Below are 16640 nucleotides of genomic sequence, written 5' to 3'. Positions count from 1 at the left end.
GTAAAAACCTTGCTTTTCTAAGGATAATTTAATTCATGAATCCCTTTCCACTTTCCCCATCTTTTGATTGGGCTGTATTTCAATCATTTAAAATACCCCATGACTATTACAATCGTTCACCCCAGTATCGAAAACTTACAGCAGTTTTCTGACTCGTTCGACATTGAGAAACTATTGCAATCTAAAGGAATTCTGCCGTGGCTTTTAGCAAATGGCTGGAACTATGACAATGAATCTTGTTTGATTGCAAATATTATTGATGAGTCTACAAGTCTGGATGAAGTTTGGGACTCTAAAGAGTTTGATTTTAATGCTCTGTCAGATGAATCAAAGGAGAAATTGAATCAGATTATTCGTGAAAAACTCTCCAGTTAGATTTAATCAGTCTGACTGGAGAGAAAAATCGATTCCACAAAAGATTATCACACACTCTACTTCAATAGTAATCAGATGGAATTAAATTTGATTAAAGTTTATGACTCAACGCTTTTAAGCTCCTCAAAAGTTTACCAAATCGACGGTACGCTTTCACGATACTTGGGTGATGAAGGTACTATCCAACATCCACAGTATCTATTTGTACCTCTGCCAAATCAAAGAAAAAAAGTCAGCTTTCGGCTAAACCGAAACAAACTCATGACTCGCTGTTATGAAGTCGAAGGCATGGTTTATCAAAAGCCTGTGGTACAGGATAATTCACAGCAACTTCAGCTATTTTGAGTTATGTCCATACATAAACCACCAGTCATTAAAAGACATATTCGCCTGCAAAAAAGCTCTATAAAAGTAATCTATAGAGCTACTACAGACATTCGCTCTCTTGAGAAATCACCACAAAGAAAGCTTCGCTTAATCGAAAGTGAAAAATAATGATTGAGGTCAATAATAATGGTACAAGTAATCGACAACACTATCGCTGCAAATTTCCTAACTGATGCAGTAGTCGAGCGCCACAATTTCTCACAATTAAATAAAACTCGTATTCGCTTTCGTATTCAGTTGAAGAAAAGTACAAAGTCTGCCGCACCTAAATGGGCGGATGTGCTAAAAGCTGAAGTTTCTGAAATTGAATCAGACCTCGTTAAAGTCACAAATTCTGAAGTCGGTTTGCGGGGTATTAAGGTATTTAAGAAATTGGATGAAGCTGCTGCCCAACTGAGGCAAGAGATTGCTTCAGTTCAAGAGTGGATGTCTGCTGATACTGGTGATTGGGTCTGTCCGATTGATTTGGCTCCACTCGTGTGGAGCCAACTGCTTAATATTAGGGATAATATCGCCCCTGGATTGCGTAATCAGTTAAAAGCTGATTATGAAGCTGGGTTGCTTGATTATCAAGAGCGAATTGACCAGTTTCTCTCACTCCATACTTGGGAATTATCCCAGGATAAGCAAGAATCAGTCAAAGCCAACTTGCTAAGAGCATTTCCGACTCTGACCGATCTTGAAGACTATTTGCAAGTTGTTATTGGTCGTCCGGTGATTATCCCGGCATTGTCCGAACAACTCAATCAGCAACAAGCCGAATGTCTAGACCAGATTACCAAGTTCATTCAGCAGTATGACCAAAATCTGGAGGAACGATTAAGGGAATCTGCGATCGCTGGTGGTGAACAACTGGCAGCACAACTTCTTGAAGAGTTGAGCGACTGGGAACCAGGACGCAAGCCAGTCCAGTTCAAAAAAAAGATGGAAAAACACTTGATGAAAGTGCGGGTGTTACTGGCAAATGCCTCACCGGAAGCTGGCAGCAGTTTAGAACAGATGATGGCGCACTTAGATTCCATTGTCACCGACCCAGCGATTGAAGCTAAGAATCTGGGCAGTGATACGCGCAGTCAACTACAGCAAAAAATAGATTCTATCCGCACCAAGTTGTTAGATGAACAACGCAATCTACAACAACTAGCGACTGACGACGTGGGCTTGTCGAAGGCTACCGTAATGTCGTTTAAATTCAGGTAAAAAAATAGTCTTGGGCGAGGGTGCATTCGCTCAAGACTAAATACCTTAAACGAAAAATGGATATACACCTCACAAAGAATACTGCACTTCTATCACTACAGGAACAAGATTCTCATGTCACATTTCTCAACAGTTAAAACCAAGCTTACTAACCGTGAATGCCTGGTACAAGCTTTACAAGATTTGAAACTGAATCCGCAAGTTCACGAAACAGCACAGCCACTAAAAGGATACTACGGTGATTCTCAAGGACAAAGTGCTGAAATCATCGTATCTGGTCGCACCATAAAAGCCCGTGCAGACATCGGGTTCAAATGGAATCAGTCAAGCGGCGTGTACGACGTAATACACGACAGTTATGAAACAGTTCCGAAGCTGGGCAAAGACTTTTTCAGTAATAAACTAATGCTGGCTTATGGTAAGCATTTGGTTCGTGTCAAAGCTGCCGAGTTACAAGAAAAATTTGGTGAATGTGCGATCGCTGAATCAACTAACGGAAGTGTGCAAACTCTACGGCTGACTTTTGCTGGACATCAAGAAGTTCAACAATATGTAAGGAGATAAATATGGAACGCTCAATACTGATTCATTTTGACAATGCTACAGGTGAAGTTCGAGTGGAGGCTGAGGGATTTGAGGGTTTGAGTTGTTTATCGGCTACACAACCGTTTGAATCCGCATTGGGAGTTGTGAGCGAGAGCGATCGCACGTTTAAGGACGAAGCCCAAACCCAACAACTTCGGACTACCCTAAGCAGTCAAGCACGGTTGCACCAGTAATCAGTCAGCAGTTACCAGTCTTAACTCGGCTGGTAACTGCTGATCATAAAGGCTTCGCCATTTCATAAGTGAAATATTTGAATAATTGACATGAAACTCTCAAATCTTCTCTCCACACTCGATTCACAAATACCCATTGCTGCGGTTGATGTCTTGTCGCCCGATGAAGCGACGATTATTCAGTGGTTAACTGCTGAAGCTAACAATAAGCTTTCAAGTCCTGTGTTCTTCTGGAATCTGGGAGTATCAACCTTAGAGCAATGTTTAATCGCAGCAGATGGAGGATTGGTGTTTAAGCCAGTTGCAGAGTATAAGAAACCACCACATGCTGATCCATTGTTATATGTGTTTGATTACATTGCGAATTTTAGTGCTGATGGAATCTTCATCTTAGGTGACATTCACTCGTTTATTGGTAAGAATTCGCCTTCGTTATCTTGGGAGGTGGTTAGCAAGGTAAAAAATCTCTACCATCGTCTCAAACCGACTGATAAACGCATTGTGCTGCTGGGTCAAAACATTCAATTACATGAGTCACTTGTACGCTTAATCCCTTATTGTGAAATTCCTCTACCAGGAGTTGAGCAAATACTTGAACATATCAATTCTTATTTGCATGACCTACAACAGTCTGCTATTGAACAGGAATTGACTTTTACAATTTCCCTCAACAAGAGTGAAATTGAATCTCTCTCTCGTGCTGCCTTGGGATTAACTCTGGAGGAAATTAGCGACTTCCTGCGGTTAACTGTCAAACATAATCTAACATCAGATGGGATTTTAATTGATAGTAATTTCATACCCCAAGCAGTCGAGTATAAAACTCGGCTGTTGTCTCAAATGGGTATTGAATTGGGTAAGCCTGCTAGCATCTCCTTTGGAGGATTGGATTTGTTGCGCGAGTGGCTCAATCGACGGCGGCGGCTGTTCACACAAGAAGCGCGTGAGCTTTCCTTGCCTCAACCAAAAGGTGTGTTGCTTGCGGGGCCTCCCGGTACAGGTAAAACATTATTGGCTAAAAACATTGCTAACATCCTTAATTTACCATTGCTCCAGCTAGACATTGCATCCCTTTTGGGCAGTCTGGTAGGTGAGTCTGAAGGGAATGTCAGACGTGCTTTGAAAACGGCAGAAGCGATCGCACCCTGCGTCCTGTGGATTGACGAAATAGAAAAAGCCCTCTCCGGTAGTGGCGATACAAGTGGAGTCAGTCAAAGGATTCTAGGCAATATCCTCACGTTTATGTCGGAATCACAGTGTGGTGTGTTTGTTGTGGCGACTTGCAATGACCCCTCTGCGCTGCCAAGTGAGCTAAAGAGGAAGGGAAGATTTGACGAAAATTTCTTTGTTGATCTTCCCACGGAGCCTGAGCGAGTCCAAATTCTGGGGATTCATCTACAACGTTTTGGCATTCACCTGGAATCGGAGTACCTCGAAGCGATCGCAGCCTCGACCGCAAAGTTTTCAGGCGCAGAACTGGAAACCCTTGCTTCGGAAGCTGCTCTGCTGGCATTCGATGAGGGAAGACCGCAGCAGGTAACACTTGCTGATCTGGAAACCTGCCGTCAAACCATTACCCCACTTGCGATTCAGGACGCTGCGGCAGTTGAACGAATGCAGGTGTGGGCATCCACTGCACGACGGGCTAGCAGTCCTGTGGTTGCAGCGAAAACTCAGTCTCTCAGGACTGCCAAATACAGAAACCTGAACTGATATTAATTGCGGTTGCTCCCTAATCATATAGGGGCAATCACTCTTTTTTTTAGCAATTGACAGCAACCTTTTAATAGTTAATAAGGCGAATAAAAATGAGGACAGATTTAGTTACTTATTACGGGCAAACGGACTTGATTAACCAACTGGTTGATAACTATGGCGCACACTTAGAGAAGTTAGATAGAGAAACCAAACTGTTATTACGAGTAACTCTGTCTACATACATTGTTATGCAACAAGAGTATACCCCAACTGAATATCCAGTTTCTACAGCCCTTGAGGATGCTTTATGTGAGCTAGTAATTCCTGATTCTATTCCCCAGGATTTGTATGATGTCTGCTCTGTTTTAAATGGACTAACAACTCTGGAAGCGGAAACATTACTTGAAGCTTTACAGCATCAAATTCTATGGGGCAATGCCTGTCAAGCTGTGAATTGACAGGGTAAAAAACATGGAAATCTATTTAGTTTTTGTTGATGCTATCCGAAACAGCAATAAATTCTGGGCGGCCATTGTCGAAGATGGTAACTTGACAGTGCAGTGGGGCAGAGTCGGTTATCAAGCACAAACCAAAGTTCACACATTAGGCAATCATCAGAGAGCGGTTAGAAAATTCAACAATCTAGTAGCCGAAAAGATGATGAAAGGCTACAGAAGAAGTCAGTCACAAATCGACAGTAATTGTGAAGTTTCTGAGATCAACAGAGCGATTGAATTACTAGAAATTATTCGTCCTTATGTAGAGCAGAAAAACTTTTCAGTTGCTTATATCAATGCCCTAAATCAATATCTGAAGATTGTACCAACACCTTTGGGTATGCAAATTGAACCATACAGGGTATATCGCTCAGTAGAAGATGTTGACTATCAGCAAGAATTACTCAAGTCTCTGTTAGCCACACCTGCACCACAAGTTGCTGCGGTGGCTGTTGATCATGCCCCTGAAGCAACAGAAACTAAGGCTGTCAGTCTCAAGACTATCAGTAAGAACTTCTGGCGACATTTGTAAATTAGCTTGTCGGAAAGTATTGCAGCCGATTTACTACAGCAATGCGGATTGATTAAGTGTATCCCCCAGCCTATACCGCACTGGGGGATATTTCTAACTGACTTTCAGCTTAATTGCTTGTTTGTCCTCTGGGTTTTTTCGTATGACATCGCTTAACCATTAGAATATCTTTTCTGAATGTGGAATTTTTATGTAAATTTAACCACATTCACCTGACGAAAGTTTACAATACAATTACTGAAACTAATCTAGTTACAACCAACAGGCTTTGGTTTGACCCATGACTGATAATAAACAAGTTGTCTCCCAACTCATTCAACAAAAACCAAGACGTGTTTTGGTTGTAGCTCCAAGTGAACTAGCTATCCATCATCGTCACAGAAAAACCTTTCAAACACTGCCTACTTTAAGCAATTACATTCTCAAAGTCATCGCTAAATTGTCCATCGTCAGCGCTATGTTGTTTGGCATCAGTGCGTTGGGCTACTGGGGATTAGAAATCGTTGAAGCTAAAACAATCCCTACAGTAGAAGATAGATACGATTGGCAAACCCAAAAGCATATTTGTTTCGGTTGGATGCTAGTTACTTTTTCTAGCTTTCTTGGTAGTGCTTCTTTTGGTGATGAGTTTGACGCTATCAGATTTAGAAGGTAGATATAGAAATATTTTAAATAAATTTATACCTGATTTTTTTACTAATTAATAAGGTCAAAATTCCCATAATTCCTAGTCCAACTATATTAGAAGGTTCGGGAATCAATTTATTTGCATTAGGAGAAAAAATGGCAAATGTCCGAGGGGAATTAATATCTGTTCCCGCAAATATTTCTGGATTGATCATCCTGTATATATTAACACTGCAATATACATTAATTTGACAAAGTGTATTATACAGTTCATCGCGTTGTCGATCTTGATAATAGTTGCTATAGTTTCCCCACAAGCCTCCAAAAAGGTTAGTAGGGAGGTAGGTGATATTTCCTTGCTCGTCTATAGTTGCTACCCGAGGAGAAGCAGACTGTTGAGGAATGATATAGTCTGTAGTGCCTTGCGTCTTGTCAGAAGCAATAACAGATGGATAAGTTGTTTCTAAAATGCGATCAATGGCATTAATTGAAGCTTTAGCGCCTTCAGCATCTAGCCAAAAAGTGGGCAAAAGCGTCAAATTAGAAGGATTCCCGAATAAATTACTGAAAGTATCTTGGACGAATTCAACGTTATATGAATTGTCCTTAATTTGTAACCCTTTGATAGCCGTAATATTTCCTTGACTATTAAAATTAATTAAAGCAGCCTTAACGGGGTAAGAGATGAGGCTTAATGCTGATGTTGCCAGCATTAACACACAAATTGACTTGAGACGAAGCATAGCTGTAATTGAGTATCCAAAATTTTGTCTAAATCTTAACGATTCGTTATTGACAAGTCAACCGAAGTTTAGAATATTAGTTCAGAATTCATCCAAATCACCAACGGCAAAGAAATACTGGTAGAGACGGTGTGGCACTGGGAGTTTAGGAGAGTTCTAGAATATGCCAGTATTGAAATATCCAAAAATCAGTACAATGTAAGTTTAGAGAGTAAAAAAAGGGTTTATGACCATAGCAGTCAAGAAACTTACCCTTGAAGAGTACCTTGCCTATGATGATGGCACAGATACCAAGTACGAACTTGTGGATGGAGAGTTGGTTAAAATGCCACCAGAAAGCGATAGAAATAACTTAATCTCTCTTTATCTACTGTCACAATTTCTCACGTTTGTTCCGATTCAACTCATCCGTCATAAAGATACAGAACTTGTGGTCATAGGCAACCGGACTCGTGTGCGACTGCCTGACTTGATGATCTTAACGCCGGAGTTATTAGAAGCGATGGCTCTCGGACGGGCTACAATCACTCCAGATATGCCTTCGCCAGCAATGGTAGTTGAAGTTGTGTCCCCAGGAAAGGTAAATGAGGATAGAGACTACCGCTATAAGCGTTCTGAATATGCAGCACGGGGTATCCCGGAATACTGGATTGTTGACCCTGGAAAATCCCGAATTACTTTGCTGACTTTGGTAGATGGATTATATGAAGAATCTGTGTTTCAGGGGACGGAAACAATTCAATCAGTGATTTTCCCTGCGCTGGATTTGACCGCAGATTTAGTATTAACAGCCGGACAGGTCTAAAATTCAATGTATTGAAAGTGGCAATTGCTGATGATTTGTATGGCTAAACCAAAACCAGTAGGTGAAAAAGTTCCGAAGCAGATGGAAGGGAAATTTGAGGAAATCACCCGCCTCACCGATGCCTTTTGCTCTGAACATCTCAACGCCGAATATGCCGAGATGTCGCGCCAACTTGCGGCTGCTTTGTGCCGCAAGCGTCCCTCACCCCTAGTAGCAGGGCTAGCTAAGTCATGGGCTTGTGGCATTGTTCACGCTCTCGGTATGGTTAACTTTCTCTTCGATTCCTCCCAGACTCCTTATATCAAAGCTAGCGAACTGTACCAAGTCTTTGGCGTAGCGGAAAGTACCGGACAGGGGAAATCTAAAACAATTCGGGATGCGATGAAGATGAGTTATTATGACACGACTTGGTGTTTGCCCAGCCGACTAGATAGGCATCCGACTGCCTGGTTAATTTCCGTCAACGGATTACCTATAGATGCGCGTTACGCTCCTAGCGAGATTCAAGAAGAGGCATTCCGCAGGGGTTTAATTCCCTATTTACCACCGATAAATGATTCCTTTTGAGATATAAAAGTGCTTAAAGTCATAGTGAAACACTTTTCAAACAACCTCTTAAACGTTGGATATCAAGAATGTTTCTAGTGTCAGCGAAGAGAATGCTCCCAATTCATCATAATTAGCAATTAGTTGATACATTTCGTAATTATTAATCAACCAATTGGCGATTAGAGAAAAAGGAGTGCCTATACTGATTGAACTAGGACAATTAATAGAAACACCGTCAGGTAAATAGTAATATTTATGCCCTGACCTATGCCAATTAAATTGGGTGACTATTGGTTCAGAAATGTTCAGATTGGGAGTAATAGTCATAGATATCCCTTGCCAATTACCACTAAAATTCCGTTCTGGTAATTGATTTAATTCAGTTGACCAGTATTTACTAGGGAATCCATTACAATCCTCACGAATATTTGCGGTATGAAATAAATTTCCGCTCTCGTCGTAAACAATACCTACACTATGCCGTAAATCTTCATATCGAAAGAATAATTCTATCCCAAAATATGAGTTGGGTTTTAACTTCACTGTTGCCCAAGTAGCATGACCATCAGCAAAGAAATATCCTCGCATCGTCTCACGTGATGGGTGAAAAAGTCCATTATCTAAGCTATTTGACAGAAAATTAAATTCCCAACTCTCTTGCTTATTTTCACCATTTGCATAACTATAAGTATTAGTATGGACGATTTTAGTCTTTTCTAGATTGCTTTTAAAACTTCTCAGACTTTGAAATGATTCTTTGACATCACCAACTGGTGTATATCGCGTCCAAATTCCATGCCAATTTAGCAAATGGTTAGTACAATAATTCCAATTTCGTTCTTTTGCATCCATAATATTTGTGTCCAAAATATATTTAAATTCTCCCTTTTAAAAATAGTATTATGATCTATACCAAATCACCAATGGCAAAGAAATATTGGTAGAAACTGCTTGGCGTTGGGAGTGAGAACAAGTGCTGCAATATGCGAGTAGTTGAAAGCGTAGGCGTAGCCCGTCGCAGACATCGCTATTCATTCCAATCAACCAACACCGATTTTCAAATACGTTTTAGCCCTCAGTCCCTAACAACAACTTTAAATGCCTGGGAAGAGGTGTCTAAAAGCACAAACTTCAAAGACGGCTAAAAAAATGGTGTTGCTAGATTCGGATGATAGATGATGATACCATCCTAGAAGCAGCGGTGGAAGCCGCAGTCTTTCTTCAAGAGAGCAGCTAAATTTCTTTGCCTAACTTAAAGCGATTGTCCAAGGTTTTTCAGATCATGGAAAACCATAACCAGAAATCCAAATGAACTACGACATCAAAGACAAAACCATTTTGGTTACGGGCGCAAATCGCGGCATCGGCAAGGCGATAGTTGAGTCGTTTATTGAACACGGAGCCACCAAAGTCTATGCGGCTGTTCGTCAGCTCAACAGTGTCTCCTCATTGGTTGAGCAATACGGCTTACAGGTAGTACCAATTCAGCTTGATTTAGGTGATCCCCAATCTATTGTTGCTGCTGCTCAAGCTGCCCCAGATGTGCAAGTTGTTATCAATAATGCAGGAGTTTTTCAAGCTGGAACTCCCTTAGCTGAGAATGCGATTGCCGCTCTCGAATTTCAGATGAAGATCAATGTATATGGATTGATCTACATGGCTCAGGCGTTTGCCCCGGTACTCAAAGCCAATGGAGGTGGTGTCTTTGCCCAAATCAATTCTGTTGCTTCGCTCAAGGGTTTCCCCGATTCTGCCACTTACTGTGCCTCAAAAGCTGCGGCCTATTCAATCACCCAGGCATTACGAGAACTATTGAGTGAGCAAGGCACGCTTGTGCTAAGTGTTCACCCTGGCCCGATTGCCACGGATATGGGCAATGCGGCAGGACTGACTGAGGTTGCAGAGCCACCTGCACTTGTGGCAGACGGGATAATAAAAGCTCTCAAAGCTGGGGATTTTCACGTCTTTCCTGACTCGATGGCTAAACAAATGGGCAATGCTTATAAGAGCTTTGCGGAAAATGTCGTTGAGGTATCATCAAGTTAACTACATTGCAGGGTAATGCTCTAGACAAGGGGATCTGGGTATTAAACGGCAAGCCCAAACTCTTCTTGATTGTACAGATTCACTACTCCTCGTAATTCATCAGCACCCCATCAATACAAGCAATTCCCCACTGCGGAAACTTAACCAGCAATTTCTTGATTATTATCATCAGCGCCGGATTGTCATTCCAGCACGAGAGCAAGAAGTCAAACCCCAGATTCTACCCCGAATTCGGCGCAACTTTGAGCGTAAAACCCCCGAATTATATTCGGTGGATATAAGCGAATAAGCCAAATTTATTTGGGATTATTTATGCTAGACCTGATATTGTAATTCCTGGATTCGATTCGGCACAGATGCTAAACTTGAGCGCACTGGTATGACTTGTAGGATTATTCGGCATCGCTATTTATGCTTGGTCAAGATTACCGGATACTATACCTGTCCACTTTGGATTTGATGGACAAGCTAATGGTTGGGGGAGCAAAAAAGTTCTGTGGTTGTTACCAATTATCGGTTTAGCAATTTATGGACTTTTAACATTTATTAGTCGTTATCCCAATACATTTAATTATCCAGTTGTAATTACTGAAGAAAACGCTTTAAGGCAGTATCAAATTGCTTGTTCAATGCTGAATTGGTTAAAAAGTGAGATGGTTTGGATATTTGTTTACATTGAATGGCAAATATTCCATCTAACGACTACAGAAAATCCCAATTTAGAGGTATGGTTTATACCTGTAACATCAATAATTATATTTGCGACAATTGGATATTGGTTGAGTCAATCTTTTCTGGCACGTTAACGCCATACAAAATAGTCTCGAATGCCATTTTGATTCGAGCCTTACAAGAACAGTGGAATCCTATTGCATGGCGTGATGAGTAGATTGAACTACCCTGAGTTAGAGTCACCCAGGCAAAGGTGATGGAATGGCGCAGCTTCCAAGTGGGGGTATGATGTACGTAATCGTCTCGTTGCTGAGTTTCCAAGTCCATTGCTTTGACTCCCAATTCAATGGCATTTGAACGACAATTATGAGTAACCCTCTTTCCCATCCCGAAGATCCAGACTTCCATTCATCTATTCAGGAGAATCTAAAACAGCTTTCTGCTCAGTTGGGATCTCCTTTGTCCGAATTATCAGTCATGGAAATATACCAGAATGCGTGCGATCTACTGAGCCACGTTTCTCCATCACCTCTTACTCTTACCCGTGTTGCAGGAACATTACTGGTCTACCGAGTCACGGACACAGAACCGGAAGAATTTGAGTGGTTCACCACCCAAGTGAAACAATGTCTGGACGAAGAAGAAGTTGAGGAGTTGATTGAATCCATACATCGCACGGATGCTTTGTAATCGCTGAAAAAGCAGCAGTCTCGCCCACATCGGATACAGCCGCATTATCGAGAGTAATTCCACTGCATTAGCTTGAGGCGTATACACAGTTTTCCCAGACAGCGCAATCACGATCCTTTGCCACCTCGCCCACTCAAAGGGAGCGAACATCTACGGTGGGCGAAACAGCGCCATCACAGTAGACTTGGCCTGTTGTGCCTCCGGCTTCCTCCCTTCCTTGCAAGCTGCCACAAACACGGCTTCCGTTGACTTGACTCCCTTCCAAGTGCGTAACGCTTCTTTGAGATAGGCGATAGCCGAAGGCTTAAGCTTCGCTTATCGCACAGTTTTAGAATGAGCCAGTGGCAAAAATAACCTTATTTCTTTAGTTCGGTTCCACTCTCAAATAAAATTGTGTAGCCACAAACTTAGTATCTACGTTTTCTACTACCTCAGTTTTACCTACAGCAATCAAACCTTGATCAAAAATTTCGTTTGTTGCTGCGTCAAGTTGTTTTTGTGTTGCACCGGTTTGACTCAAATCAATTGACGAAACTTGAGCAGTCTTAGCTTTATTTAGAACCAGATTATCTGTGGAGAAGCAAGGAGTTGTGATGCAACGAATGCCATTGTCTTTTAATGCCACAAAAGTACCTTTTGCTGGGGCATTTGTCGCGGCATAGAAGGCTTCTTTTACTCTCAAATTCCCAAACTCACCAAAGAGAGGAAATGTGACTGGAATGATGTTACCTCTGAGAATCACACGGCTACCATCATCATTTTGAATTTTTATTAGTTCGTCAAGCGAGACTTTCATCGAACTCCAATCAATTGCAGACACATAACATTCGGAGCGAAAAACACCATCTAAGCAAGGAGTAGATTCCAAGTTGACTTGCTTTATAAAATACCCACCGCATACTGGAGAAGCACATTTGCGAAAATCTCTTCGCACCATGTAATATCCCCACTGTGGAAACTCTTGGTTTTTGACGCTGACAGCAACAGAATCAGTAGTCTCTGGAGCAGAAATATTTTGCGCCGATACTTTGGAGAAAAATCCGTTGGTAACTATTATTGCACCTAATAGAGGAATAATTGGGTATTTGTAGTTAAACGATTGTTTGTTCATGGTAACTTTAGATTTTATTTGAGGGTTCAATACCTTTGTTAAAAGCAGAGTTGACAAGATTTCTCGTAAAAACTGCCAAAATTACCTATACACAAGTTCAGAGTTGACAAGGTAAGTTGGAATACTATAACTCTTACACTACTGACAAGAGGTTAAAAAACCTTACAGGAAACCTTAAAGGAATTTTAAGGACTCATTGTTTTTGCCAACTTTGTCCCAGAACCGCCCGACTGTAAGCCCAATCTCTGCATTTAGCCAAAACTGCGATGGCGCGATCGCGCAACAACAGCAAAAGCCGACTCAATATTCTGCTTGTAGGCGATTGCTGAACACATAAACTTCAACAGAAATCTTGTGTTACAGTCCGTAAAAGCCCATACTGAAGCTGTATGTAATATAACCCCTCGCTTTTTTAAGGCTAGCCATGTCCCAAGACTTCTCTCGCCAGAATCTCAGAGGTCGTTCATTCAAAGGTCAAAACCTTGCTGGGGCAAACTTTAGCGGCGCAGATATCCGAGGAGCAGATTTTACTGGTGCAGAGCTAACAAGTGCAAACTTTAACCATGCTCAAGCTGGTTTGCAGCATCGATGGATAGTTGGATTGCTTATAACCTCATGTTTATTGTTAGCAATTTCAGGTATTTTTTCAGGATATAGTGCTTATTTTATAACACTTATACTTGATCGTAAAAATGCTGAAAATTTCAGTGCTGGACTAACTTCATTAATAGTAGTTACCATCTTTTTCTTTACGGTTATACGCAAAGGCTTAGTACTAGGTTTAGGAGCAGGACTAGCATCTGGAATTATTATAGGGGCTATTATTGGAGTTACTACTAAAACAGGTTTTGGTGCTGTTATAGGTGTTGGGGTTATTACCGCATCTGTTACCGCAATCGGAGCTTTTGCTAAAGCCTTTGCTGTTGCCTTAGCAATGTCTGTTGCTGAATTTATTGGAGGGTTTATTGCTGTCATTGTTGCTATTGCCGCATCTTTTATCGCCGCAACCACTGTAGCTCAAGCTGGGTCTTTTGTAATAAATGGAAATATTCCTGGGTATGTTGCTGGAGCCATTGCTGTATTCAGCTCTTATATTGGCTGGTCTGCTTTTAAAAAATCTCAAGAAGATTCATGGATTAGTTCATTTGCAACTACCTTTGCAACTACAAGAGGCACAAGCTTTCGCAATGCTAACCTAACCAAAGCTAAATTTTGTCAAGCTCTGCTCAAAAGTACTGATCTGCGAAGCTCAATACTCATTGATACCTGTTGGCACAAAGCTAGAAAAATTAATGACATCCGTCCTGGTATAACTTATCTCAAGTATGAACAACTGCGTGAAGTGCTAGTTACAGGTCAGGGACAGGAAAAAATTTTTGACCGTCAAGACTTACGTGGAGTTAACCTCAAAGGAGCAAACCTAACAGATGCCAGCTTCATCGGTACAGAATTGAGCCATGCTAACCTACAAGAAGCAGATTTATCCAGAGCCAAGCTAGTACAAACCCAACTAAATGGTACTGACTTTACAGGCGCAACTCTCACAGGTGCATACATCGAAGATTGGAACATTACCACTAATACAAAATTTGATGGAGTTTGCTGTGAGTACGTTTATATGCGCCTGCCCACTACAGACAACCCCAACCCGCACCGTAAACCAGATAACAGGCACGAAGTGTTTGCTCCGGGTGAGTTTGGAGATTTTATCAAGCCAATCTTCGACACCCTCGACCTTTACCATAGCCAAGGTGTTGATCCAAGAGCGATCGCAATTTCCTTCAAGCAGTTAGCTGAGAATCATCCAGAAGCTGACTTACGAATTGTAGGAATGGAAGTACGAGGCGAAGATAAATTTTTGCTTCGTGCCAAAACCGCAGCTATGACTGATAAATCGGAACTGAGCGCAGAATATTTTGAAATTTATAATCAACTTAAAACATTAGCACAACAGGAATTACAAGCACTCATCTCAGAAAAAGACAGCAGAATTCGTAGCTTAGAGACTATGGTGGTTACGGCACTGCAAAGCCCTAAATTTTATGCTCAAACTTACAGTAATCAAGGAGATACTATGTCACAAAGTCCTAAAAAAGAATCTCACTTCAACTTACAAGGCGCTCAATTCGGTGGTGGTCTAGTCAATGCAGACACAGTAACCGCAGGACAAATCGGCGGCAACATCACCAACTACAACCCTGAGCAAAAGCAGAACCTTGCCCAAGCCGCAGCAGAGATTGAGCAGCTTCTCAACCAACTGAGCCAGACATACCCCACTGCAACGACATCGGAGAAAATGACAGTTGTGGCTAAGGCAGTGGATGAGATTGAGAGTAACCCAACATTGAAAGCACGGGTTATTGGTGCATTGAAGGCTGGGGGAACGGAAGCTTTTAAAGAACTAATCGACCATCCTGTAGTGAATATACTGCTGGCATCAATCGACGGGTGGCAGGATGCGGAGTAGTTTGTTGGTTTGTAGGTGAGTAGCAGCGTTAGCTGATGCTCTACTGTTTACTATTTTTTTATTAAAAAAAAACAGCAAGAGGCGATTCCTTTCCTAAAAAATAATGCAAGTGGTTAACCTTAATTTTGCTAAACAGGATTTAAGAAATCGCTCCTTCAAAGGTCAAGACCTTACAGGAGCAGACTTTAGCGGCTGTAATATTCAAGGTTGTGATTTTACTTCGGCAACCTTAGTAAAAGCTAATTTTGAAAAAGCTATAGGAGGACAGACTTCTAAACAAATTATAAACTTTGCTATAAAAAATACAATATTGTTCATATTCTTAATTGTTGATAGTGCTGATTTTGCACGGAGTTGGCAAAAAGCCATCATTGATAACAGTTATACTCAAATTAACGTTTTTGCATTAGGTATAAACTCTGTAATTTGGTTTGTAATTTTTGGTTTTGTTTCAATAAACTTTTTTAAAAGTTTGAGAAGCTCATTAAGTGGAACTTACTTCAATAAAACAAATTTAACTAATGCAAAGTTTACTGATGCAGTTTTGAAAAAAACTGATTTTTCAGATGCACAATTATTTTATGTTGATTGGCAAGGTGCAAATATATCTGAGTCCAAATTTTCTATTGATTCTAAAGTTATAGAATTGTGCGCCAGTCGAAATGGCAAAGGAAAGGATTATAGTTATACCAACCTTAGTAACCTTAATTTAATAAGTGTAGATTTAAGTAATGCTAATTTAAGCGGAGCAGATATCAGTAGAACTTTGTTACATAAAGCTCATCTTGAAAATGCAAATTTATCCGAAGTGCAATCATTAGCCACAGACTTTGCTGAAGCAAGTCTAACTGGAGCTTGTATTAAAAATTGGGGGATTAGTCCTGAGACGAATTTTAAAGATGTTCAATGCGATTACGTCTACCTTGAATTAGCTCATCAAGAAAGAAGACCGCATAGTGGATATTTTAAAACAGGCGAGTTTAATGATGTATTTCAAAAAACTTTCGAGACAGTTGATCTGTTTTTCCGTAACGGTATCGACTGGGACGCTTTCGCCTACTCCTTCAAAAAATTAGAAGTTGAGAACCAAGGCGCACAATTGGATGTCCAAAGCATTGAGAAGAAAGGCGATGGCGTTATTTTAGTTAGAGTAGCTGTTGCCCCTAATGCAGACAAAGCTAAAATCCACAACGACTTCATGCAGGGGTATGAATTTGCGGTTAAAGCATTAGAAGCACAGTACCAAGCAAGACTGGAAGATCAGGATAAAGTAATCAATCAGCTATTCTCCACAATAAACCTGCAAAATAAGTTACTAGCTCAGACTGGTGATAAACTTTCCATTTACTACCAACCAAACTCGCAGTTTGCAGGTGGCATAGTGGATGCTATTAACGTTGATGCACAGCAAATTGGTGGTAACATTCAAAACAATAACACTGAAGACATCTCAAGCTGACCC

At 41.0% G+C, this 16640-nt stretch carries 20 protein-coding genes; 16 read left to right on the top strand and 4 right to left on the bottom strand.

Annotated features, from left to right (window positions below; genetic code table 11):
* Positions 1–99 precede the first annotated feature (99 nt).
* The 9 genes from CDG77_RS10655 to CDG77_RS36415 all read left to right on the top strand — a co-directional run bounded on the left by CDG77_RS10655 (position 100) and on the right by CDG77_RS36415 (position 6123).
* A complete protein-coding gene (locus tag CDG77_RS10655) occupies positions 100–375 on the top strand; it encodes a hypothetical protein (RefSeq protein WP_094329351.1) in 276 nt (91 codons plus the stop codon).
* A gap of 75 nt (positions 376–450) precedes the next feature.
* Positions 451–720 (top strand): hypothetical protein, encoded by a 270-nt coding sequence (locus tag CDG77_RS10650; RefSeq protein ID WP_094329350.1) that lies wholly within the window; start codon positions 451–453, stop codon positions 718–720.
* A 168-nt stretch (positions 721–888) separates the two neighbouring features.
* Entirely contained in the window at positions 889–1962 is a 1074-nt protein-coding gene (locus CDG77_RS10645; RefSeq protein WP_094329349.1) for a hypothetical protein, read from the top strand.
* 114 nt (positions 1963–2076) lie between these two features.
* The gene (locus CDG77_RS10640; protein ID WP_094329348.1) at positions 2077–2526 is read left to right on the top strand and encodes a DUF1257 domain-containing protein; all 450 of its coding nucleotides are present in this window, start codon (positions 2077–2079) and stop codon (positions 2524–2526) included.
* 2 nt (positions 2527–2528) lie between these two features.
* Positions 2529–2741, top strand: coding sequence for a DUF2997 domain-containing protein (locus tag CDG77_RS10635; RefSeq protein WP_094329347.1), 213 nt, complete (start codon positions 2529–2531; stop codon positions 2739–2741).
* 90 nt (positions 2742–2831) lie between these two features.
* On the top strand, positions 2832–4454 hold the full coding sequence (locus CDG77_RS10630) for an AAA family ATPase (RefSeq protein WP_094329346.1): 1623 nt from the start codon (positions 2832–2834) through the stop codon (positions 4452–4454).
* A gap of 95 nt (positions 4455–4549) precedes the next feature.
* The gene (locus tag CDG77_RS10625) at positions 4550–4897 is read left to right on the top strand and encodes a hypothetical protein (RefSeq protein WP_094329345.1); all 348 of its coding nucleotides are present in this window, start codon (positions 4550–4552) and stop codon (positions 4895–4897) included.
* Between the two features lie 13 nt (positions 4898–4910).
* Entirely contained in the window at positions 4911–5468 is a 558-nt protein-coding gene (locus tag CDG77_RS10620; RefSeq protein ID WP_094329344.1) for a WGR domain-containing protein, read from the top strand.
* A gap of 280 nt (positions 5469–5748) precedes the next feature.
* Positions 5749–6123 (top strand): hypothetical protein, encoded by a 375-nt coding sequence (locus CDG77_RS36415; protein WP_190233947.1) that lies wholly within the window; start codon positions 5749–5751, stop codon positions 6121–6123.
* Positions 6124–6136: 13 nt separating this feature from the next.
* Here CDG77_RS36415 and CDG77_RS10610 read toward each other — a convergent pair whose 3' ends face one another.
* Entirely contained in the window at positions 6137–6838 is a 702-nt protein-coding gene (locus tag CDG77_RS10610) for a PEP-CTERM sorting domain-containing protein (RefSeq protein WP_143857001.1), read from the bottom strand.
* A gap of 226 nt (positions 6839–7064) precedes the next feature.
* On the opposite strand from CDG77_RS10610, the gene CDG77_RS10605 reads away from it, so the two are divergent.
* Complete coding sequence (locus CDG77_RS10605; protein WP_094329342.1) at positions 7065–7643, top strand: Uma2 family endonuclease; 579 nt, start codon at positions 7065–7067, stop codon at positions 7641–7643.
* A 39-nt stretch (positions 7644–7682) separates the two neighbouring features.
* On the top strand, positions 7683–8210 hold the full coding sequence (locus tag CDG77_RS10600) for a DUF6398 domain-containing protein (protein WP_094329341.1): 528 nt from the start codon (positions 7683–7685) through the stop codon (positions 8208–8210).
* A gap of 48 nt (positions 8211–8258) precedes the next feature.
* On the opposite strand, the gene CDG77_RS10595 is transcribed toward CDG77_RS10600, so the two are convergent.
* Positions 8259–9044: a DUF3598 family protein gene (locus CDG77_RS10595; RefSeq protein ID WP_094329340.1), complete on the bottom strand. Its 786-nt coding sequence runs from the start codon at positions 9042–9044 to the stop codon at positions 8259–8261.
* A gap of 456 nt (positions 9045–9500) precedes the next feature.
* Here CDG77_RS10595 and CDG77_RS10590 point away from each other — a divergent pair, with 456 nt between their 5' ends.
* Positions 9501–10238, top strand: coding sequence for an SDR family oxidoreductase (locus CDG77_RS10590; RefSeq protein WP_094329339.1), 738 nt, complete (start codon positions 9501–9503; stop codon positions 10236–10238).
* A 401-nt stretch (positions 10239–10639) separates the two neighbouring features.
* Positions 10640–11044: a DUF1648 domain-containing protein gene (locus CDG77_RS39085; protein WP_094329338.1), complete on the top strand. Its 405-nt coding sequence runs from the start codon at positions 10640–10642 to the stop codon at positions 11042–11044.
* Here the strand turns inward: CDG77_RS39085 and CDG77_RS35355 are convergent.
* Positions 10992–11237, bottom strand: coding sequence for a hypothetical protein (locus CDG77_RS35355; RefSeq protein WP_143857000.1), 246 nt, complete (start codon positions 11235–11237; stop codon positions 10992–10994). The two genes, CDG77_RS39085 and CDG77_RS35355, sit on opposite strands and share 53 nt — an antisense overlap.
* Before the next feature lie 39 nt (positions 11238–11276).
* Between CDG77_RS35355 and CDG77_RS10580 the strand changes: the two genes are divergently transcribed.
* A complete protein-coding gene (locus tag CDG77_RS10580; RefSeq protein WP_094329337.1) occupies positions 11277–11600 on the top strand; it encodes a hypothetical protein in 324 nt (107 codons plus the stop codon).
* A 364-nt stretch (positions 11601–11964) separates the two neighbouring features.
* Here CDG77_RS10580 and CDG77_RS10575 read toward each other — a convergent pair whose 3' ends face one another.
* Entirely contained in the window at positions 11965–12711 is a 747-nt protein-coding gene (locus tag CDG77_RS10575; protein WP_094329336.1) for a DUF6748 domain-containing protein, read from the bottom strand.
* Positions 12712–13135: 424 nt separating this feature from the next.
* On the opposite strand from CDG77_RS10575, the gene CDG77_RS10570 reads away from it, so the two are divergent.
* Both CDG77_RS10570 and CDG77_RS10565 read left to right on the top strand, forming a co-directional pair.
* Positions 13136–15178: a pentapeptide repeat-containing protein gene (locus CDG77_RS10570; protein WP_094329335.1), complete on the top strand. Its 2043-nt coding sequence runs from the start codon at positions 13136–13138 to the stop codon at positions 15176–15178.
* Positions 15179–15281: 103 nt separating this feature from the next.
* Complete coding sequence (locus tag CDG77_RS10565) at positions 15282–16637, top strand: pentapeptide repeat-containing protein (RefSeq protein ID WP_094329334.1); 1356 nt, start codon at positions 15282–15284, stop codon at positions 16635–16637.
* The last annotated feature ends 3 nt before the right edge of the window (positions 16638–16640 follow it).

The organism is Nostoc sp. 'Peltigera membranacea cyanobiont' 213 (assembly GCF_002245975.1).
In the GTDB taxonomy this organism is placed as follows: Bacteria; Cyanobacteriota; Cyanobacteriia; order Cyanobacteriales; family Nostocaceae; genus Nostoc.
The sequence above is the reverse complement of the archived record's forward strand: the minus strand, read 5'-3'. Positions and strand labels throughout refer to the sequence as shown.